Here is a 20,127-nt window from a genome sequence, read left to right as displayed (position 1 = left end):
ATCGAGGAATAACGAATGGCACGTATTGCAGGGGTCAACATCCCCAACCATCAGCACACCGTAATCGGCCTGACCGCCATCTATGGTATTGGCCGTCCGCGCGCACAAGACATTTGCGCTGCTACCGGCGTTCCGACCAACAAGAAGGTCAAGGACCTGGACGATAACGAGCTGGAAAAGCTGCGTGACGAAATCGCCAAGTTCGTCGTGGAAGGCGATCTGCGCCGTGAGTTGTCCATGAACATCAAGCGTTTGATGGACCTGGGTTGCTACCGCGGCCTGCGTCACCGTCGTGGCCTGCCGGTTCGTGGTCAACGTACCCGCACCAACGCCCGTACTCGCAAGGGTCCGCGCAAGGCCGCTCAATCGCTGAAGAAATAATCCCGGCAGGCGCAAGCACTGGTCGGATTCAAGGAAGAAATTATGGCAAAGTCCCCCAACAACGCAGCAGCATCGCGTGTTCGTAAGAAAGTCAAGAAGAACGTTGCTGAAGGCATCGCGCACGTTCACGCTTCGTTCAACAACACCATCATCACGATCACCGACCGTCAGGGCAACGCTCTGTCGTGGGCAACTTCGGGTGGTGCTGGCTTCAAGGGTTCGCGCAAGTCGACTCCGTTCGCAGCCCAGGTCGCCGCTGAAAGCGCCGGCAAGGTTGCCATCGAATGCGGCATCAAGAACCTGGAAGTGCGTATCAAGGGCCCCGGCCCGGGCCGTGAATCCGCAGTGCGCGCTCTGAACAACCTGGGCATCAAGATCACCCAGATCCAGGACGTGACCCCGGTCCCGCACAACGGCTGCCGTCCGCCGAAGCGCCGTCGCATCTAAGTTGTAGTATAATCTTGCGCTTTCGCCTGTCAGTCAGGCAAAAGCGCAGGCAAATCACCCGCCAATCCCCTTGGCGGGTTTTGTTCTTAAGACCACTGTCTGGCCGCATGCAGGTCAGACTAGCGTCCGGCAACATGGGACGTCATTGATAAAGGAAATACCGTGGCACGTTATATCGGACCGAAAGCAAAACTCTCCCGCCGCGAAGGCACCGACCTGTTCCTGAAGAGCGCACGCCGCTCGCTGGATTCCAAGTGCAAGCTGGATTCCAAGCCGGGTCAACACGGTCGCACTTCGGGCGCCCGCACCTCCGACTACGGCAACCAGCTGCGTGAAAAGCAGAAGGTCAAGCGCATGTACGGCGTCCTCGAGCGTCAGTTCCGCCGCTACTTCGCTGAAGCCGACCGCCGCAAGGGCAACACCGGCGAAACCCTGCTGAAGCTGCTGGAATCGCGCCTGGACAACGTCGTCTACCGCATGGGCTTCGGCTCGACCCGCGCTGAAGCGCGTCAGCTGGTGTCCCACAAGGCCCTGACCGTGAACGGTCAAGTCGTGAACATCGCTTCCTACTCCGTCAAGGCTGGCGACGTGGTTGCCGTGCGTGAAAAGGCCAAGAAGCAAGTGCGTATCGCCGAAGCCCTGTCGCTGGCCGAATCGAACGGTTTCCCGCAGTGGGTTTCCGTGGATTCGAAGAAGCTGGAAGGCACCTTCAAGTCCGCTCCGGACCGTAGCGAAATCGCTGCCGACGTCAACGAATCGCTGATCGTCGAACTGTACTCGCGTTAATTCGTAGTACCGCCGTACCCCTGTGCCCACCTCATGGTGGGCATTTTTCCGAACTGCCATCAGCCTTATCGGTGTAACGAGCCGAGGGTATTGAAAAGGACAATTCATGCAAAACAGTTTGTTGAAGCCCCGCATCATCGAAGTGGAAACCCTGGCCCCCGGTCACGCAAAGGTCGTGATGGAGCCGTTCGAGCGTGGTTACGGTCACACCCTGGGCAACGCGCTGCGTCGCGTCCTGCTGTCGACCATGAGCGGTTACGCTCCCACCGAAGTCACCATCGCTGGCGTCGTGCACGAGTACTCCTCGCTGGACGGTGTGCAGGAAGACGTGGTCGACATTCTGCTGAACCTGAAGGGCGTGGTCTTCAAGCTGCACAACCGTGACGAAGTCACCCTGACCCTGAAGAAGGAAGGCGAAGGCGCCGTCCTGGCTTCCGATATCGATCTGCCGCACGACGTCGAACTGATCAACCCGGATCACGTCATCGCCAACCTGACCGGTGGCGGCAAGCTGGACATGCAGATCAAGGTCGAAAAGGGCCGTGGCTATGTGCCGGGCAACGTGCGTCGCCTGTCCGAAGACACCAACAAGACCATCGGCCGCATCATCCTGGATGCGTCGTTCTCGCCGGTGCGTCGCGTGTCCTACGCGGTCGAATCCGCGCGTGTGGAACAGCGTACCGACCTGGACAAGCTGGTCATGAACATCGAGACCAACGGCGTCATTACTCCGGAAGAAGCGATCCGCCAGTCGGCTCGCGTGCTGGTTGATCAACTCAACGTGTTCGCTGCCCTGGAAGGCACCGAAGCGACTGCAGAAGCACCGTCGCGCGCACCGCAGGTCGATCCTATCCTGCTGCGTCCGGTCGACGACCTGGAACTGACCGTCCGTTCGGCAAACTGCCTGAAGGCCGAGAACATCTACTACATTGGCGACCTGATCCAGCGCAGCGAAAACGAACTGCTGAAGACCCCGAACCTGGGTCGCAAGTCGTTGAACGAAATCAAGGAAGTCCTGGCTTCGCGTGGCCTGACCCTGGGCATGAAGCTGGAAAACTGGCCGCCGGCTGGTCTGGAAAAGTAATTCACGTCATCTGGCGGGCTGCGGTGCAAGCCGCACCGCCAGGCTGGCTTGAGGCTGTACCTGAAGTAGTCGTCACATCCGTAGCAAAGAACTTTTATCCGATATTTACCGGTCCGCGGTCCGGTCAGCCCAGCTGGCCTGCCGATAGAAGAACTGGATCAAAACTGTAACCTGAAAGGAAATTACCATGCGTCACCGTCACGGTCTCCGCAAACTGAATCGTACTTCGTCCCACCGCCTGGCCATGCTGCGCAACATGACTGTTTCGCTGCTGCGTCATGAAGCCATCAAGACCACCCTGCCGAAGGCCAAGGAACTGCGCCGCGTCGTCGAGCCGATCCTGACCCTGGGCAAGACCGACACCCTGGCCAACAAGCGCCTGGCTTTCAACCGCCTGCGCGACCGCGAAATCGTCGGCAAGCTGTTCTCCGAACTGGGCCCGCGCTACGCTACCCGTAACGGCGGCTACCTGCGCATCCTGAAGATGGGCTTCCGCCAAGGCGACAACGCACCGATGGCCTTCGTTGAGCTGGTCGATCGTCCGGAAGTCACCGACGCTGCTGACGCACCGACCGCTGAATAATTCACCGGACGCTGCATCACCAGGAAAAGCCAGGCTCTGCCTGGCTTTTTTGTTTTGTGCGGCTGCATTTTCTTTCATCCGGCTGATGTGCGCCGTCACGCCTGGCCTCCGGATGTGGTTGAATACGGACTCTGCAAGGAGACCTTTTTATGTCCACATCCCTGTTGAACCAGCCCCTGCTGGTACTGGCCAATGTGCCCGACCAGGCGTTGGCCGAACGCTTGTCCAATACACTCGTGGAACAAGGCCTGGCGGCCTGCGTCAACATCCTGGCCCCGGTGCAGTCGGTCTATCGCTGGCAGGGCAAGATCCAGCGCGATGCCGAGATCCCCTTGCTGATCAAGACCACCCAGGGCCGCTACCAGGAACTTGAGCAGGCAATCGCCGAGGCTCATCCCTACGACGTGCCCGAAATCATCGCCTTGCCCATCACGGCGGGTCTTCCGGCTTATCTGGCGTGGATGCAGGATGAGACCGCTCGTCCCCTGCGCGTATGAAGTAAAGAGCACTCCCTTCGAACGAGGAACACCGTTGAACCGCATCAACCGGCGCACGCGCCTGACAAGATATCCCCTGCTGATCGTATTGGCGCTCCTGGCGCTGCTCGGCCTGCTGGTGGCCAAGGCTGCCAAGGCCGCAGACGATTACCTGTCCCCTGAGCAGGCCTTCCAGCTCAGCGGGCGCATGATCGATGCCCAGACGCTGGAGCTGAGCTATCGCATTGCCGATGGCTATTACATGTACCGCGACCGCTTCCACTTCAGCGCCGAAGGGGCCACGCTCGGGGAACCCCGGTTTCCGCCCGGAAAACGCAAATATGACGATAACTTCCAGAAGGAAGTGGAAACCTACCATCAGTCGGTGACTGCGCAGATTCCGGTCAGCGGGGCAGTGAAGGATTTTGTCGTTTCGGCGGTATCGCAAGGCTGTGCCGACAAGGGCTTGTGCTATCCACCAATGACCTTGAAGCTGACGATGTCGGCCCAGGCCATCGGCCAGAGCGTCAGTCCGGGGGCAGCGGATGGTACGGCGACCACGTCCGGTGGCAGTGACGTCGACGGTATCACCGCAGTACTGCAGGCGGGCAAGTTATGGCCGGTCCTGACGCTGTTCTTCCTGCTGGGTATCGGCCTTTCCTTCACGCCGTGCGTGTTGCCGATGCTGCCCATCCTGTCCTCCATCATCGTGGGGCAGCAGTCACCGGCGGGGTCTGGGCGCGCCCGCAGCTTCCTGCTCTCAGTGGATTATTCGCTCGGCATGGCCGTGGTCTATACCGCCTTGGGCGTGTCGGCTGGCTTGCTGGGTGCCGGCTTGTCGGCCTATTTGCAGCATCCGTGGGTGCTGCTTCCGTTTGGCTTGTTGATGGCCGGGCTGGCCTTGTCCATGTTCGACGTCTATACCCTGCAAGTTCCTGCTGCGCTGCAGACCAGATTGTCCTCAGCCTCTGGCGGCGGCAGTGGCAAATGGGTGGGGGTGTTCCTCATGGGCGCCATCTCGGGCTTGATCGTTGGTCCCTGCGTAGCGGCACCGCTGGCTGGCGCCCTCATTTACATCAGCCAGAGCGGCAACGTGGTGCTGGGTGGTAGCGCCCTCTTTGCCATGGCCATGGGCATGAGCGTGCCGCTCCTGCTGGTCGGCGCCTCGGCCGGCGCCCTGCTGCCGCGCGCCGGTGCCTGGATGGATGCGATCAAGCGCTTCTTTGGCGTATTGATGTTGGGCACGGCCCTGTGGATGGTGTCGCCGGTGATCCCTGCGTGGCTGCAGGTGGCTGGCTGGGCGGCGCTGGGCATCGGCTATGGTGCCTTCCTGCTGTGGACGCGGCCGGCTGGCTGGATGTCCCGGGCACTCGGCCTGGTGGTAGTCACGCTGGGCTTGCTGCAACTGGTCAGCGTGGCCACCGGCGGGCGTGATCCGCTGGCGCCCCTGTCGCATCTGCGCGGCCAGTCAGCCGCCGCGCATGGCACCGACTTCGTGCGCATCCGCTCCAGTGCCGAGCTGGATGCAGCGCTGAAGGAGAACTCAGCTGGCGAGCGCCGCCCGGTCATGCTGGATTTCTATGCCGACTGGTGCGTGTCCTGCAAGGAAATGGAACGCTTCACCTTTACCGATCCGCGGGTGAAGGAACGCTTCAGCCAGATGCTGCTGCTGCAGATCGACGTGACCGCCAACAATGGCGACGACCGCGCCATGCTGAAGCGCTTCAATCTCTTCGGGCCGCCCGGCATCATGTTCTTCGATGCGGATGGCCGGGAACTGGCACAGCGCCGCGTGATCGGTTATCAGGATGCCGACAGGTTCATCTCTACCCTGCAAAATCTGTAGTTCCACATGTCGCAATGTAATTTGAAAAGCACTTTATAGTCGTTGGCCTGAGGCTGGCCTCGCGTTATAGTCAGCCTTCCGTTTTCATTCTGTCCACCAAGGAGACCACCATGACACTGCGCCTGGGCGATACCGCACCGGATTTCGAGCAAGAATCCTCGATCGGCAAGATCAAATTCCACGACTGGGCGGGTGACTCCTGGGTCGTGCTGTTCTCGCACCCGGCCGACTTCACGCCGGTCTGCACCACCGAGCTGGGCCTGACCGCCAAGCTCAAGCCCGAATTCGACAAGCGCAACGTCAAGGCCATCGCCCTCTCCGTGGATGGTGCCGAGGCCCACAACCAGTGGATCAAGGACATCGAGGAAACCCAGCAGACCGTGGTCGGCTTCCCCATCGTGGCCGACGTCGACAAGAAGGTCGCGGGCCTGTACGACATGATCCACCCCAACCAATCTGAAACGGCGACCGTGCGTTCGCTCTTCGTGATTGACCCGAAGAAGAAGGTGCGCCTCATCATCACCTACCCGATGAGCACCGGCCGCAACTTCGACGAAGTGCTGCGCGTCATCGATGCGCTGCAACTGACCGACGGCTACACCGTGGCCACCCCGGGCAACTGGAAGGATGGCGACGACGTCATCATCCCGTTGTCGGTCAAGGATGAGGAAGTCATCAAACAGAAGTATCCGAAGGGCTACAAGTCGCCGCGTCCGTACCTGCGCATTACGCCGCAGCCGAACAAGTAATTGCTGCGTTCGCCGCATCAATGAAGCGCTCCTCAAGGAGCGCTTTTTGTTTGGGCCCTGCTCAGGCGCCCGGTGCCACCGCACGCGCAAATCCATCCACGAACAACCGCGCCACCGGCGACAGGAGCGTCCCGTGCCGTGTCACCAACTGATAGGGCTCGCTGCGCGTATGCAGCTTCAGCGGCAGGATGCGCGTCATGCCGAAGCGCGTGCAGAACTGCGCCACATCCACTGACAGCAGTGCCACAAAGTGCGGATTCTTCTGCAGCAGCGACAAGGTGGTGAAGGCCGAGGTGGTTTCCATCAGGTGCAGCGGGAAGCGCAGGTCGGCATTGTGGAATTCGCGCTCCAGCGTCAGTCGCATCGGCATGTTGGCCGAATAGACCACCCAACGTGAATCGGCCAGGTCCGCCAGTTGCAGGCTGGATGCTCCTGCCAGCGGATGCTGCACGCTGGCCACCACGGCCAGCTCTTCCTCATGGATGTTGAAGGCGTCATACAGGTCCGGGCGCTGGCTGATGCTGGTGCGGCAGATCGCCAGGTCCAGACGGCCCTGGTCCAGCAGGCGCAGCAGGCGGGCGCTGGTGTCTTCCACGATTTCCACCGACAGCGTCGGATGCGCCTCCAGCAATTGCGTGAGCGCATCGGTCAACAGCGGCACCGCGCCCATGATGGTGCCCACGGCCAGCCGTCCACCGTGGCCTTGCATGATGGATAACATTTCTTCACGCAGGTGGGTCAGGTCGGTCTGGATCAGCCGCGCATAGCGGATCACGCAATGGCCCAGCTCGGTCGCTTCCAGCCCGCGATTGGTGCGGGTGAACAATTGCGCTCCGAGGGTACTCTCGATCTCCTGCAAGGCCTTGCTGGCGCCCGGCTGGGTCAGCGCCACCTGCTCGGCCGCCTTGAGCAGGGAACCATGGTCGGACAGCGCAATGAGCAGCCGCAACTGGCGCAGGTGCAGGCGCGAAGTGATGGAGGCCAGCGAGGGCAAGGTATTGTGCATGGAAGTGATCCCCAAAGAAGCCGCTAGTATGAGCGCTGGTTATACCCATATCAACAGCTCTCATTAGCCAAGCGTCCCTCGATGGCTTAGAGTCTGGCTTTCCAAAGCGGGTCCCCTATTGGGAAACGCTGGCTCCTGCAGGGTTTCTGAGCAAGCCCGCCGATGGCGGACCCGGTGGAGACATCTATAAATCAAGGCTATGTAATGGCACTCATCAACTACATTACCCAGGTCCAGTTCGACTACGGCGCACTGGCGCTGCTGCAGCAGGAATGCGACCGCCTGGGCATCAAGAAGCCGCTGCTGGTGACCGACCCGGGCATCCGCAACGCCGGCCTGCTGGACAAGGTCCTGGGCCAGTTGAAGGAAGGTGCCGGCACCGTCGTCTACGACCAGACCCCGCCCAATCCCAACGAGGGTGCCGTGCGCGCCGCCGTGGCATTGTTCCGCGAGCATGGCTGCGATGGCATTGTGGCCGTAGGCGGCGGTTCCTCCATTGACCTGGCCAAGGGCGTGGCCGTCTGCGGCACCCACGAAGGCCCGCTGAAATCCTTTGCCCTCATCGAAGGCGGCCTGGCCAACATCACGGCCAAGACCGCCCCGGTGATCGCCATCCCGACCACTGCCGGTACCGGCAGCGAAGTCGGCCGGGGAGCCATCCTGATCCTCGACGATGGCCGCAAGGTCGGCATCATCTCGCCGCACCTGGTGCCCAAGCTGGCCCTCTGCGACCCCGAACTGACCCTGGGCCTGCCGCCGCTGATGACGGCCGCCACCGGCATGGATGCCATCGCGCACTGCCTGGAGACCTTCATGGCCCCGGCCTTCAACCCGCCTGCCGACGGCATCGCGCTGGATGGCCTGTGGCGCGCCTGGGCGCACATCGAGCGCGCCACCCGTGAACCGGGTGACCGCGAAGCGCGGCTCAACATGATGAGCGCCTCCATGCAGGGCGCCATGGCCTTCCAGAAGGGACTCGGTTGCGTGCACAGCCTGTCGCACTCGCTGGGCGGCATCAATCCCAAGCTGCATCACGGCACCCTGAACGCGATCTTCCTGCCGGCCATCATCGCCTTCAACGAAAGCGCGCCCAGCATGGTCAAGGACAACAAGATGGCGCGCATGGCCCACGCCATGGGCCTGGCCAGCGGTGCCGATATCGGCCCGGCAATCCGTGACATGAGCCGCCGCCTGGGCTTGCCGGCCGGCCTGCGCGAACTGGGCGTGAGCGAATCCCTGTTCCCGCAGATCATCAAGGGTGCCCTGGCCGACCACAGCCACAAAACCAATCCGCGCGAAGCCTCGGAACAGGATTACCTGAACATGCTGCAGCAATCCATGTGATGGCCGACAATGAACAGCGCGGGCAGGCTACTCTCGGCCTGCTGCGCATTTCCCCCTCAGCTGCTCCCGCCTTGCGCGGGCGCAGCTTTCTTGCCTGACCCGACCCCGGGCGGCATCAACGACACCAGCAGGAGCACAACGTGAGCGACAAGATCCTAGGACACAACTACATCGGCGGCCAGCGCAGCGGCCAGGGCGACGTCGCCCTGCACAGCGTGGACGCGGCCACCGGCGCCCTCTTTGAAACCCCTTTCCTGACTGCCACCGAGCACGAAGTGGCCGCCGCCGTGGACGCGGCCGAGAAGGCCTATCCGCTCTACCGCGCCGTTCCGGCGCAACAGCGCGCGCTGTTCCTGGAAGCCATCGCCGACGAGATCGATGCCCTGGGCGACGACTTCCTGGCGGCCGTGGCCCGTGAAACCGCCCTGCCGGCCACCCCGCGCCTGGCCGGCGAGCGCGCGCGTACCAGCGGCCAGATGCGCCTGTTCGCCAAGGTCCTGCGCCGTGGCGACTTCTACGGTGCCCGCATCGATACCGCCCTGCCGCAACGCCAGCCGCTGCCGCGCCCGGACATCCGCCAGTACAAGATCGGCGTGGGTCCGGTGGCCGTGTTCGGTGCCAGCAACTTCCCGCTGGCCTTCTCGGTGGCCGGTGGCGATACTGCTGCCGCGCTGGCCGCCGGCTGCCCGGTGGTGTTCAAGGCCCACAGCGGCCACCTGGTCACCTCCGAACTGGTAGCCAACGCCATCGAGCGCGCCGTCAAGAAGACCGGCATGCCGGCCGGTACCTTCAACATGATCTACGGCGACCGCGTCGGTGCCCAGCTGGTCAAGAGCGCCGGCATCCAGGCCGTCGGCTTCACCGGCTCGCTGCGTGGTGGCCGCGCCCTGTGCGACATGGCCGCCGCCCGTCCGCAGCCGATCCCGGTGTTTGCCGAGATGTCCAGCATCAACCCCATCATCCTGATGTCCGAAGCCCTGAAGCTGCGCGGTGACGCCATCGCCAAGGACCTGGCGGGCTCCGTCACGGTCGGCGTGGGCCAGCTGTGCACCAGCCCCGGCCTGCTCCTGGGCGTGCGTTCGCCGGAACTGACCGCCTTCATCGAGAAGCTGTCGGCCGCCTTCGGTGGCACCAACCCGGCCACCATGCTCAACAGCGGCGGCCTGACCCACTACAACGGCGGTGTGGCGCGCCTGACCCAGCTGCCGGGCGTGAAGGTCATCGCCACCGGCGGCACCAGCTACACCCAGGCCGTGCCGCACTTGTTCAAGGCCGATGCCGCCTTGCTGTTCTCCAAGGAAGCGCCGCTGGAAGAAGAAGTCTTCGGCCCCTCCACCGTCATCGTCGAGCTGGAAAGCCGTGAACAGCTGCTGGACTTCGCCGCCAAGATGAACGGCCAGCTGACCGCCACCCTGCAAGCCGAAATCGGTGACCTGCAAGGCAACCAGGACCTCATCGCCATCCTCGAACAGAAGGCCGGCCGCCTGCTGTTGAACGGCTTCCCGACCGGCGTCGAGGTGTGCGATGCGATGGTCCATGGCGGCCCGTATCCGGCTACCTCCGACGCGCGTGGCACCTCGGTGGGCACGCTGGCCATCGAGCGCTTCCTGCGCCCGGTGTGCTACCAGAACTATCCGGACGCCATGCTGCCGGCCGCGCTGCAGAACGCCAACCCGCTGGGCCTGATGCGCCTGGTCGATGGCGAACAGACGCGCGCCACCGTCGGCTGATCGTCCCCACGCAGGACCGGACCGGCGATGCACTGCCGGTCCCGCAAGACCTTCCCCGCACTCGATTGCGGGGTCGCAACAAGAATCACATTCCAGGACCCCCAAAGGAGGAGACCCCATGACCGCTTTCATCCGGCGCGCCGCGCTGTCGGCCGCCTGTGCCCTGCTGGGCGCAGCCACCCTGCCAACCGCCCAGGCGGCGGGCGATACCATCAAGATCGGCTTCATCACCGACATGTCCGGCACTTATGCCGACTTCGACGGCCAGGGCGGCGTCGAAGCCATCCGCATGGCCATTGCCGATGCCGGCGGCACCATCAACGGCAAGAAAGTGGAACTGGTCTTTGCCGACCACCAGAACAAGGCCGACATCGCCGCCAACAAGGCCCGCGAATGGTTCGACCGCGATGGCGTGGACATGCTGGTCGGCGGTGTGAACTCGGCCGCCAGCCTGGCCATGGGCAAGGTGGCGGGCGAGAAGAAGAAGGTCTTCATCTCGGTCGGCGCCGGCACCACCCGCCAGACCAATGAAGAGTGCAATGCCTACACCGTCCAGTACGCCTATGACACCACGGCCCTGGCACGCGGTACGGGCGCGGCCATCACGCGCCAGGGCGGCAAGTCCTGGTATTTCCTGACGGCGGACTATGCCTTCGGTACGTCGCTGGAGAAGGACACCAGCGAAGTCGTCAAGAGCAATGGCGGCAATGTCGTCGGCGCGACCCGCGTTCCGCTGGCGACTTCCGATTTCTCGTCCTTCCTGTTGCAGGCGCAGTCCTCCAAGGCGCAGATCCTGGGGCTGGCCGTGGCCGGGGGCGACGTCATCAATGCCATCAAGGCTGCCAATGAGTTCGGCGTGAACAAGACCATGAAGCTGGCCGGGCTGCTCATCTTCATCAACGATACCCATTCGCTGGGTTTGCAGATGACGCAGGGGATGTACCTCACCGATGGCTGGTATTGGGACCTGAACGACGAGAGCCGCGCCTGGGCCAATCGCTACTTCATGAAGATGAAGAAGATGCCGTCCATGTTCCAGGCCGGTGACGCGTCGGCCGTGGGCCAGTACCTGAAGGCGGTCAAGGCCGTGGGCAGCACCGATGCCGACCAGGTCATGGACTACCTGCGCAAGAACCGCATCAAGGATTTCTTCACCAGCAATGGCGTGGTACGCCCGGACGGCCGCATGGTGCACGACATGTACCTGATGGAAGTGAAGAAACCTTCCGAATCCAAGCGCCCATGGGATTACTACAAGCTGGTGCAGACCATCCCCGGCGAGCAAGCCTACATGACCAAGGCCGAATCCAAGTGCGCACTGTGGAAGTGAGCGCACCGGCGGCATGAAGCATCAATCCGGGTGGCGCGCGTGATGCCGCCACCTGCCAGTTTTTGAGCAAGAAGTCTGATGTGGATCGGACCATGTTCAACGCATCCCGGGTGACCGGGGTGCGTTTTTTTTCACCTGCCTGATCTGCCTGATCTGCCGATGGAACGTTCAGGCGCGGCGCGGAGCCTGCGGGCGCATGGCCACGCCCAGGCGGTTCCAGGCATTGATGATGGCCACCGCAAAGGTCAGGTTGGCGATCTCGGTATCGTTGAAGTGCTGCTGCAGCAGGGCGAAGGCGGCGTCTTCCTTCTCGGCATCGGGCTGGTGCAGGTGGGTGAAGCGTTCGGCCCAGTTCAGCGCGGCGCGTTCGGCTTCGGTGAAGAAGGCGATTTCGCGCCAGGCCGCCAGGGTATTGAGGCGCTGCTGGTCTTCGCCCTTCTGCAGCAGGTCATGCGAATGCATGTCGGTGCAGAAGGCGCAGCCATTGAGTTGCGACACGCGCAGGAATACCAGTTCCAGCAGCTTGGGGTCGACACCGCTCTGGTGCACCACTTCGCTGGCCTTGAGCAGGGCATTGAAGGCCGGGGCGGCGAGCTTGGCGTGGGGCAGGCGTTGCTTGAAGTCGGACATGAGGATTCTCCATCGGGGATAAGGTGACAACGGCGCCAATCGCCGCTGTTCCCCTTCTAGACGGAGTGGGCTCGCCCCTTGTGACAGGTCCGGTGAAAAATAAATGAAGAAATTTGAAAAATCTCAGGGCGCCGCGTTTTGCTGCGCGATGGCGGCCAGCTTGTCGGGGTTGCGCACCACATAGATGGCGTGGATGCGCAGGCCATCCGATTCCAGCACCTGGGCCGATTCCAGCGCGCCATCGACGTAGCGCAGCAAGCCCGGGCTGCCGTTGATCCAGGCCGCGCGATAGACGATACGCTGCGCAAAGCGCCGCACGTTGGCGTAGTACAGCCAGGAGATGCGCTCGCCACCGGCCAGCGGGTGCGGGAACGAGGCCACCTTGCCGCCACCGTCTCCGATCAGGCGCGCATCCTCGGCCAGCAGGCCCAGCATGGCCTCGCGCTGGCCGCTCTGCACGGCCTGCATGAATTTCTCCAGCAGCAGGGCGTGGGTTTCGCGTGTGACCGGGCTGGAAGCGGAGCGAACCGAGGGGCGCGCGATGCCATCGGGCTCCAGCCGCGCCAGCCGCTCACGGGCGCGGTGCACCAGCTGGCGGCAACTGGCTTCGGACTTCTGCAGGATGGCGGCGATGTCGGGATAGTCGTTGTCAAATACTTCACGTAGCAGGAAAGCCGCGCGTTCTTCGGGCTTGAGGCGCTCCAGCAGCAGGAGGTAGGCGAAGGAAACGTCACTTTGCTGTTCCAGCAGGGCTTCCGGCGAGGGGGCCAGGCGGGCCGCCCCGAACAGGTCGATCTCCGGCGCCGGGTCGGCCAGTCCCACCAGCGGTTCCGGCAGCCAGTGGCCGACGTAGTGCTGGCGTTCCTGCTGCAGCTGGCGCAGGCGGTCGATGCTCAGGCGTGTGACTACCGTGACCAGCCAGGCTTCGGCCGAGTCGAGCACCGACTTGTCCTGGGCGTGCCAGCGCAGCCAGGCGTCCTGCAGGACGTCGTCGGCTTCGCTGCGCGAGGCCAGCATGCGATAGGCCACGCCGAACAGGCGCGGCCGCAGCTGGGTGAACTGGGCGAGTACGGGGTCGTCGCTCATCGGCCGGGCCTGGGGTGGCAGCGGGATCAGCCCTGCTTGAGCTTGCGCGCGATGTCCAGCGCGAAGTAGGTCAGCACGCCATCGGCGCCGGCGCGCTTGAAGGCCATCATGGCTTCCATCATGGTCTTGTCGTGGTCCAGCCAGCCGTTCTGGGCGGCGGCCTTGATCATGGCGTATTCGCCGCTGACCTGGTAGGCGAAGGTGGGCACCCGGAATTCATCCTTCACGCGGCGCACGATGTCCAGGTAGGGCATGCCGGGTTTGACCATGACCATGTCGGCACCTTCCTGCAGGTCCAGCGCCACTTCGCGCAGGGCTTCGTCGCTGTTGGCGGGATCCATCTGGTAGGTGGCCTTGCTGCCCTTGCCCAGGTTGGCGGCCGAGCCGACGGCGTCGCGGAAGGGACCGTAGAAGGCCGAGGCGTACTTGGCCGAGTAGGCCATGATGCGGGTGTAGATGTGGCCTTTGGCCTCCAGCATGGCGCGGATGGCGGCGATGCGGCCGTCCATCATGTCCGAGGGAGCCACCACGTCCACGCCGGCATCGGCCTGGGTTTGCGCCTGCTTGACCAGCAGCGCGATGGTTTCATCGTTGAGGATGTAGCCGGTCTCGTCGAGCACGCCGTCCTGGCCGTGGCTGGTGTAGGGGTCCAGCGCCACGTCGCACAGCACGCCCAGTTCGGGGAAGCGGTCTTTCAAAGCGCGCACCACGCGTGGCACCAGGCCGTCGGGGTTGGTGGCTTCGATGCCGTCAGGCGTCTTCAGGGCCGGGTCGATCACCGGGAACAGCGCCAGCACCGGCACGCCCAGCTTGACGCATTCCTCGGCCACCGGCAGCAGCGCATCCAGCGACAGCCGCTCCACGCCCGGCAGCGAGGCCACGGGCGTGCGCAGGTTCTGGCCTTCCTGCACGAACACGGGGTAGATCAGGTCGGCGCTGGTGATGACGTTTTCTGCCATCAGGGCGCGCGAGAAGGCGTCGCGGCGCATGCGGCGCATGCGCAGGGCAGGGTAGGCGGCGTTGGAACTGAAATCGGTCAAGGACATAGGTCAGCTTTCAAAAATTAGATGTTATTTGAGGCTATCTTGGAATTATTTCGAGGCAAATATCGCTATCTTCGGAGATTTGATTCCTTTGATTGCAAATCTGCTCCAATTTACGCGGCTTACATTATCTTGGCGGCAGGTGATTTTTTCACCTCCCGCTTCCCCTTCCCTCCCTGAGCGGGGCTGATCGCGCAAGCGAAAGGCGTTCTTCCCCGGAGAATTTCCCTGTTCTCCGGGGTTTTTTTATTCATGCGTTGTACTCCGTCCGGAAAGATCTTGCCTTGTCGGCGATCAGGCTTGCGGGGTTTCGCTGGCGGCGCTGCCTGCACCTTCATTTGCAGGCGCAGCCGGTGCAACCGGCTCGGACGCCGGTACCGGCTGGTTCAGGCCGGCCAGTTCCAGGATCTTGTCGTTGGCTTCGTCGAGCCCGATGCGCTTCAAGGCCGAGAACAACTGGGCCGTGAACGGGAAGGGCTGGCCATCCGCATCCACATAGCTTTGCAGGAAGGTCTGGGCCTGGCGCAGGGCATTGGTGGATTCGTTGCGGTTGAGCTTGTCGGCCTTGCTCAGGATGCAATGGATGGGTTTGCCGGTGGGGGCGAACCACTCGATCATCTGGATATCCAGGTCGGTGAAGGGACGGCGCGAATCGACGATCATCACCAGCGCCGCCAGCTGCTCGCGCTGGCGCACGTAGTCGCCCAGCAGGGCTTGCCAGTGATGCTTGGCCGACCCGGAGACCTCGGCATAGCCATAGCCGGGCAAGTCCACCAGCATGGCGCGGATTTCATCGGGGCGCGCCTCGTCATTGCGGTGCTGGCCCACGTGGGCGCCGCCCAGCGAGAAATAGTTGATGTGCTGGGTACGTCCCGGCGTCTTGGAGGCGAAGGCCAGGCGCTTCTGGTTGCACAGCACGTTGATGGCACTAGATTTGCCGGCATTGGAACGGCCGGCGAAGGCGATTTCCGGCACACTGGTCTTGGGCAGGTCCCGCAGGTGATTGACGGTGGTGAAGAAACGGGCTTGCCAAAGTTGCGACATGGTGGGAGGAAATCCGAAAGAGGAGGGAAAAACGCGGAGAAGCTATTGTACAATGGCCCGAAACCCAGCGCCTCGTTGACGCCAAGCAAGCAAAAAATATGGCGGCCATTGGAGACAGGTCAAACAACAGGCATTTGGGCAGGGGGCAGCCAGCCGCCGAACGGGCAAAATCTCTCAATTCCACAATAAGTATTAGGGTGACGAATGAACCGTGCCTTTTCCCCACTGTTGTATACCGTTCTTGCTGCCGTGCTGGCAGTGTCCTCGGCGGCCCATGCGGCCGATGACAAGAAAGCCCCGATCAAGGCCGATCCGGCCAAGGGCGAAGCCCTCTACACCAATGGCGACAATGCCCGCAACATCGTGGCCTGCGTATCCTGCCACGGCGCGGCCGGCAATTCGACCATCACCCAGAATCCCAAGCTGTCCGGCCAGCACGAGGCCTACATCGCCAAGCAGCTGCTCAACTTCCGTACTCCCGACCGCAACAATCCGGTGATGTCGCCGCTGGCCAAGGCGCTCTCGGATGAAGACATCCACAACGTCGCCGCCTACCTGGCCGCCCAGGCGCCCAAGCCGGGTGCCGCCAAGAACAAGGACACCATCGAGCTGGGCAAGCACATCTGGCGTGGCGGCATCGCCTCCAAGAACGTGCCGGCCTGTGCCGGCTGCCACAGCCCCAACGGCGCCGGCATTCCGGCCCAGTATCCGCGCCTGGCCGGCCAGCACCAGGATTACACGGTGGCCCAGCTGACCAACTTCCGTGGCGGAGCACGGACCAACAGCGCCCAGATGACCGCCATCGCGGACCGCCTGTCGGACAAGGAAATCAAGGCCGTCGCCGACTACATCGCCGGCCTGAAGTAATGAGCCTGCCGCCGCATGGCGCAGGCAGGAAAGAGGCGGCCGGCGTGCCGCCTTTTTTCATGCGGGTTGACGCACGTCGTGGTGCATCGTCGTCCAACACGGCATGATGCCTTCCCGCCGGACCAGATAATCGCCCCGGCATACCCGGGTTACGCAGGCGCGTATCACGGACTTTCTCCCGGAGCGGTAGAATTCCGGGTTCGCATCGCTTTGCCCACCGGCAAGGCGATCCCCCCAAGGTAAGCGGAACCGGCAGGCCCGGTCCGGTAAGGCAGGAATATGACGACGGGCAGCAGTACCCAAGGAATCCAGATCAGGACCCGCCAACGCTGGCTCGGCGAGGCCGTGGAGCTGGTCTCATCGATGCGCTTTGCGATCAGCTTGCTGACCCTGATCGCCATCGCCTCGGTGATCGGGACGGTCATGAAGCAGAACGAACCGATGCCCAACTACGTGAACCAGTTCGGTCCGTTCTGGTTTGAGATCTTCGGCAAGCTCGGCCTGTATGCGGTGTATTCGGCCTGGTGGTTCCTGCTGATCATGGGCTTCCTGGTGCTGTCGACCTCCCTGTGCATCGCCCGCAACGCGCCCAAGATGCTGCGCGATGTGAAGAGCTGGCGCGACAACGTGCGCGAGCAGTCGCTGCGCAATTTCCATCACAAGCATGAATGGACCAGCGCCGAAAGCCCGGCCGAGGCTGCGGCGCGTCTGGCCCGCCAGGTCGGCGCGCGCGGCTACAAGACCAAGCTGGTCGACAAGGAAGGCGGCACGTTGCTGGCGGCCAAGCAGGGTGCGGCCAACAAGTGGGGCTACATCTTCGCGCATGCGGCCATCGTGATCATCTGCCTGGGCGGCCTGCTCGATTCGGATCTGCCGATCCGCTTCCAGCAATGGTTCTACGGCAAGTCGGCCTTTGCCGGCAATGGCATCATCTCCGAAATTCCCGAACGCTATCGCCTGGGCCTGAACAACCCGACCTTCCGTGGCAACACCCTCATTCCCGAAGGCTCCAGCAGCAGCACCGCCATCATCCCGCAGAAGGATGGCGTGATGATCCAGGACCTGCCCTTCACCATCCAGTTGAAGCGCTTCATCATCGATTTCTACTCGACCGGCATGCCCAAGCTCTTCGCCAGCGAAGTGGTGGTGCGCGACCATGAAACCGGCAAGGAAACGGCCGCCACCATCAAGGTCAACGAACCGCTGATCTACAAGGGCGTGGCCATCTACCAATCCAGCTTCGAGGACGGCGGCAGCAAGCTCAAGCTGGTCGCCTATCCGATGCGCGGCGGCAGCAACAGCCACTTCGACCTGGCCGGCGAAGTCAACGGCACCACGCCGCTGTCCTCCAGCAGCGGCGACTACACCATCGAGTGGAGCGGCTTCCGTCCTTTCAACGTCGAGAACATGCAGGCAGCTGCTTCCGGCCAGGCGTCCGGTTCGACCTCGGGCGATGCGCGCGCGGTCAACGTGGGCAAGAATGTCAATCGCGGCTTCATGGACGGCCTGGACAAGCACCTCGGCTCCAGCGCCAAGAATGCCAACAGCAAGGACTTCAAGAATGTCGGCCCGAGCGTGCAGTACAAGCTGCGCGACAAGACCGGCCAGGCCCGTGAATACTTCAACTACATGCAGTCGCTGCCCATCGATGGCGCCGACGTCTTCCTGGCCGGCATGCGTGAGCAGCCGGACCAGCCCTTCCGCTACCTGCGGATTCCGGCCGATGACGACGACAGCGTGGCCGAGTGGATGCGCCTGCGCGCGGCCCTGGCCAATCCGGCCTTGCGCGAGGAAGCGGCACGCCGCTATGCGCGGCAGGCCATCAGCAGCGGCCGCGAAGCCTCACCCGTGCTGCGCGGGCAACTGGAGCAATCGGCCCTGCGCGGGTTGACCATCTTTGCCGGCGACGGCAAGGTGTCCGGCTACATCGCAGTCACGCGCTTCCTGGAACAGCTGCCCGCTGCCGAACAGGAAAAGGCCGCGGACATTTTCATGAAGATCCTCAACGGCAGCATGTGGGAGTTGTGGCAAGCTGCGCGCGCCCAAGACGGTCTGGCTGCGGTGGCCAGCGACGAGAAGCACGGGCGCTACCTGCAACTGGCCATCAACGCCCTGGCCGATGCGGCCTTCTATCCGGCGCCGGTGTTCCTGCAACTCACGGGTTTCCAGGAGATCAAGGCCTCGGTGCTGCAGGTGACGCGCTCGCCGGGCAAGAAGGTGGTCTACCTGGGCTGCCTGTTCCTGGTGCTGGGCGTGTTCTCGATGCTGTACATTCGTGAACGGCGCCTCTGGATCTGGATCAAGCCCGGTCCCGATGGCCAGGGCAGCCAGGCGCTGCTGGCCATGAGCACGCAGCGCCGCACGCTGGACTTCGACAAGGAATTCGAACAGATGAAAGGCCGTCTGACCGGCGCGGGCCAGCCCGCCCCCGGTCCCGCGGCCTGAACCCTTCATGCCGCCGGTGATGGCGGCGATCCCCCGGCTCATGGGCTGGCTTGCGCCTGCCGCATGGTCCGGGACAGCAGCAGTGGAGAACGCAATGCAACTGACCCAAGCAAACCAGGCCTACGAGCAAGAACAGGGCTTCTTCCGGCGGCTCAGTCTCGTCGACTGGATCTACGCCGCCGCGCTGGTGGCCGGATCGCTGTACGCCTTCGGGCGCTTCGGCAGCTTTATGGATTACTACGAGAAGGCCGTGCTGCTGCTGGCCGCACCGACCTTCGCCTGGCTGGGCTGGCATTGGAAGCCGGTACGCCTGCTGATGCTGGTGATCGCCGTGCTCTCGCTGGGGGCCATCGCCATGTATGGCGGCGCGCTCGAAGTGGCCGACAAGAAATTCTTCCTCAAGTACATGCTCTCCAGCCAGTCCGCGATCCTGTGGATGAGCGCGCTGTTCTGCCTCTCTACGCTGTTCTACTGGGGCGGCCTGGCCACTGCGGCCGGTACCGGCAGCGCGATCGGCTCGCGCCTGTGCTGGGCGGCCGTGGTGCTGGGCTTTACCGGCATGATGGTGCGCTGGTACGAGTCCTACCTGATCGGGCCGGACGTGGGCCACATCCCCATTTCCAATTTATATGAAGTTTTCGTCCTGTTCTGCCTGATTACAGCCCTTTTCTACCTGTACTACGAAGAACGTTACGCCACCCGCCAGTTGGGTGCTTTCGTGCTGACCGTCATCACGGCAGCGGTCGGTTTCCTGATGTGGTATACCGTCTCGCGGGATGCGGCCGAGATTCAGCCGCTGGTGCCGGCGCTGCAGAGCTGGTGGATGAAGATCCATGTGCCGGCCAACTTCATCGGCTACGGCACCTTCGCCCTGGCCGCGATGGTGGCGGTGGCCTACCTGCTGCGCGAGCGCGGCATCCTGGCCGATCGCCTGCCCACGCTGGAAGTGCTGGATGACGTGATGTACAAGGCCATCGCGGTCGGCTTTGCCTTCTTCACTATCGCCACCATCCTGGGTGCGCTGTGGGCCGCCGAGGCCTGGGGCGGCTACTGGTCGTGGGACCCCAAGGAAACCTGGGCCCTGATCGTCTGGCTCAACTATGCCGCCTGGCTGCACATGCGCCTCATGAAGGGCCTGCGTGGCCGTACTGCCGCCTGGTGGGCGCTGGTGGGCCTGCTGGTGACGACGTTTGCCTTCCTCGGGGTGAACATGTTCCTCTCGGGCCTGCATTCCTACGGCGAACTTTGAT

General features: G+C 63.1%; 19 protein-coding genes. 14 read left to right on the top strand and 5 right to left on the bottom strand.

Annotated elements, in window-relative coordinates; translation table 11 throughout:
- The first annotated feature begins 15 nt into the window (after positions 1-15).
- From rpsM to FYB76_RS16225, 8 genes are all read left to right on the top strand, one after another.
- Positions 16-381: a 30S ribosomal protein S13 gene (gene rpsM, locus FYB76_RS16260; protein WP_006464912.1), complete on the top strand. Its 366-nt coding sequence runs from the start codon at positions 16-18 to the stop codon at positions 379-381.
- A gap of 42 nt (positions 382-423) precedes the next feature.
- Positions 424-828, top strand: a complete 405-nt coding sequence (rpsK, locus tag FYB76_RS16255; protein WP_006464911.1) for a 30S ribosomal protein S11 — start codon at positions 424-426, stop codon at positions 826-828.
- Positions 829-990: 162 nt separating this feature from the next.
- Positions 991-1,614, top strand: coding sequence for a 30S ribosomal protein S4 (gene rpsD / locus FYB76_RS16250; RefSeq protein WP_017453027.1), 624 nt, complete (start codon positions 991-993; stop codon positions 1,612-1,614).
- 106 nt (positions 1,615-1,720) lie between these two features.
- On the top strand, positions 1,721-2,698 hold the full coding sequence (gene rpoA, locus FYB76_RS16245; RefSeq protein WP_006464909.1) for a DNA-directed RNA polymerase subunit alpha: 978 nt from the start codon (positions 1,721-1,723) through the stop codon (positions 2,696-2,698).
- 187 nt (positions 2,699-2,885) lie between these two features.
- A complete protein-coding gene (gene rplQ / locus FYB76_RS16240; RefSeq protein WP_154134294.1) occupies positions 2,886-3,281 on the top strand; it encodes a 50S ribosomal protein L17 in 396 nt (131 codons plus the stop codon).
- A 149-nt stretch (positions 3,282-3,430) separates the two neighbouring features.
- Entirely contained in the window at positions 3,431-3,778 is a 348-nt protein-coding gene (gene cutA, locus FYB76_RS16235) for a divalent-cation tolerance protein CutA (protein WP_154134293.1), read from the top strand.
- Between the two features lie 34 nt (positions 3,779-3,812).
- The gene (dsbD, locus tag FYB76_RS16230; RefSeq protein ID WP_154134292.1) at positions 3,813-5,603 is read left to right on the top strand and encodes a protein-disulfide reductase DsbD; all 1,791 of its coding nucleotides are present in this window, start codon (positions 3,813-3,815) and stop codon (positions 5,601-5,603) included.
- Positions 5,604-5,713: 110 nt separating this feature from the next.
- Entirely contained in the window at positions 5,714-6,352 is a 639-nt protein-coding gene (locus FYB76_RS16225; protein WP_006464905.1) for a peroxiredoxin, read from the top strand.
- 61 nt (positions 6,353-6,413) lie between these two features.
- On the opposite strand, the gene FYB76_RS16220 is transcribed toward FYB76_RS16225, so the two are convergent.
- Complete coding sequence (locus FYB76_RS16220; RefSeq protein WP_088757381.1) at positions 6,414-7,358, bottom strand: LysR family transcriptional regulator; 945 nt, start codon at positions 7,356-7,358, stop codon at positions 6,414-6,416.
- A gap of 204 nt (positions 7,359-7,562) precedes the next feature.
- Between FYB76_RS16220 and FYB76_RS16215 the strand changes: the two genes are divergently transcribed.
- The 3 genes from FYB76_RS16215 to FYB76_RS16205 all read left to right on the top strand — a co-directional run bounded on the left by FYB76_RS16215 (position 7,563) and on the right by FYB76_RS16205 (position 11,762).
- Entirely contained in the window at positions 7,563-8,702 is a 1,140-nt protein-coding gene (locus FYB76_RS16215) for an iron-containing alcohol dehydrogenase (protein WP_154134291.1), read from the top strand.
- 140 nt (positions 8,703-8,842) lie between these two features.
- A complete protein-coding gene (locus FYB76_RS16210; protein WP_088757379.1) occupies positions 8,843-10,432 on the top strand; it encodes an aldehyde dehydrogenase (NADP(+)) in 1,590 nt (529 codons plus the stop codon).
- Between the two features lie 118 nt (positions 10,433-10,550).
- Entirely contained in the window at positions 10,551-11,762 is a 1,212-nt protein-coding gene (locus FYB76_RS16205) for an ABC transporter substrate-binding protein (RefSeq protein ID WP_088757378.1), read from the top strand.
- A gap of 168 nt (positions 11,763-11,930) precedes the next feature.
- On the opposite strand, the gene FYB76_RS16200 is transcribed toward FYB76_RS16205, so the two are convergent.
- The 4 genes from FYB76_RS16200 to yihA all read right to left on the bottom strand — a co-directional run bounded on the left by FYB76_RS16200 (position 11,931) and on the right by yihA (position 15,565).
- A complete protein-coding gene (locus tag FYB76_RS16200) occupies positions 11,931-12,392 on the bottom strand; it encodes a carboxymuconolactone decarboxylase family protein (RefSeq protein ID WP_039789618.1) in 462 nt (153 codons plus the stop codon).
- 123 nt (positions 12,393-12,515) lie between these two features.
- Positions 12,516-13,478 carry an RNA polymerase sigma factor SigJ gene (sigJ, locus tag FYB76_RS16195; RefSeq protein ID WP_154134290.1) on the bottom strand — a complete coding sequence of 321 codons (963 nt, stop codon included), beginning with the start codon at positions 13,476-13,478 and terminating at the stop codon, positions 12,516-12,518.
- Between the two features lie 26 nt (positions 13,479-13,504).
- Complete coding sequence (gene hemB / locus FYB76_RS16190; RefSeq protein WP_088757376.1) at positions 13,505-14,524, bottom strand: porphobilinogen synthase; 1,020 nt, start codon at positions 14,522-14,524, stop codon at positions 13,505-13,507.
- Between the two features lie 291 nt (positions 14,525-14,815).
- Positions 14,816-15,565 (bottom strand): ribosome biogenesis GTP-binding protein YihA/YsxC, encoded by a 750-nt coding sequence (yihA, locus tag FYB76_RS16185; RefSeq protein ID WP_229296993.1) that lies wholly within the window; start codon positions 15,563-15,565, stop codon positions 14,816-14,818.
- Positions 15,566-15,769: 204 nt separating this feature from the next.
- Between yihA and FYB76_RS16180 the strand changes: the two genes are divergently transcribed.
- The 3 genes from FYB76_RS16180 (at position 15,770) to ccsB (ending at position 20,126) form a co-directional block, all read left to right on the top strand.
- Entirely contained in the window at positions 15,770-16,432 is a 663-nt protein-coding gene (locus FYB76_RS16180) for a cytochrome c (RefSeq protein WP_039789612.1), read from the top strand.
- Between the two features lie 279 nt (positions 16,433-16,711).
- Positions 16,712-18,877 (top strand): cytochrome c biogenesis protein ResB, encoded by a 2,166-nt coding sequence (locus FYB76_RS16175; protein ID WP_154134289.1) that lies wholly within the window; start codon positions 16,712-16,714, stop codon positions 18,875-18,877.
- Positions 18,878-18,971: 94 nt separating this feature from the next.
- A complete protein-coding gene (gene ccsB / locus FYB76_RS16170; RefSeq protein WP_154134288.1) occupies positions 18,972-20,126 on the top strand; it encodes a c-type cytochrome biogenesis protein CcsB in 1,155 nt (384 codons plus the stop codon).
- The last annotated feature ends 1 nt before the right edge of the window (position 20,127 follow it).

Origin of the sequence: Herbaspirillum sp. CAH-3, from assembly GCF_009668275.1 — a bacterium.
GTDB classification, from domain to species: Bacteria; Pseudomonadota; Gammaproteobacteria; order Burkholderiales; family Burkholderiaceae_D; genus Herbaspirillum; species Herbaspirillum aquaticum.
Note: the sequence above shows the minus strand (reverse complement) of the source record. Positions and strands in the feature narration are given on the sequence as shown.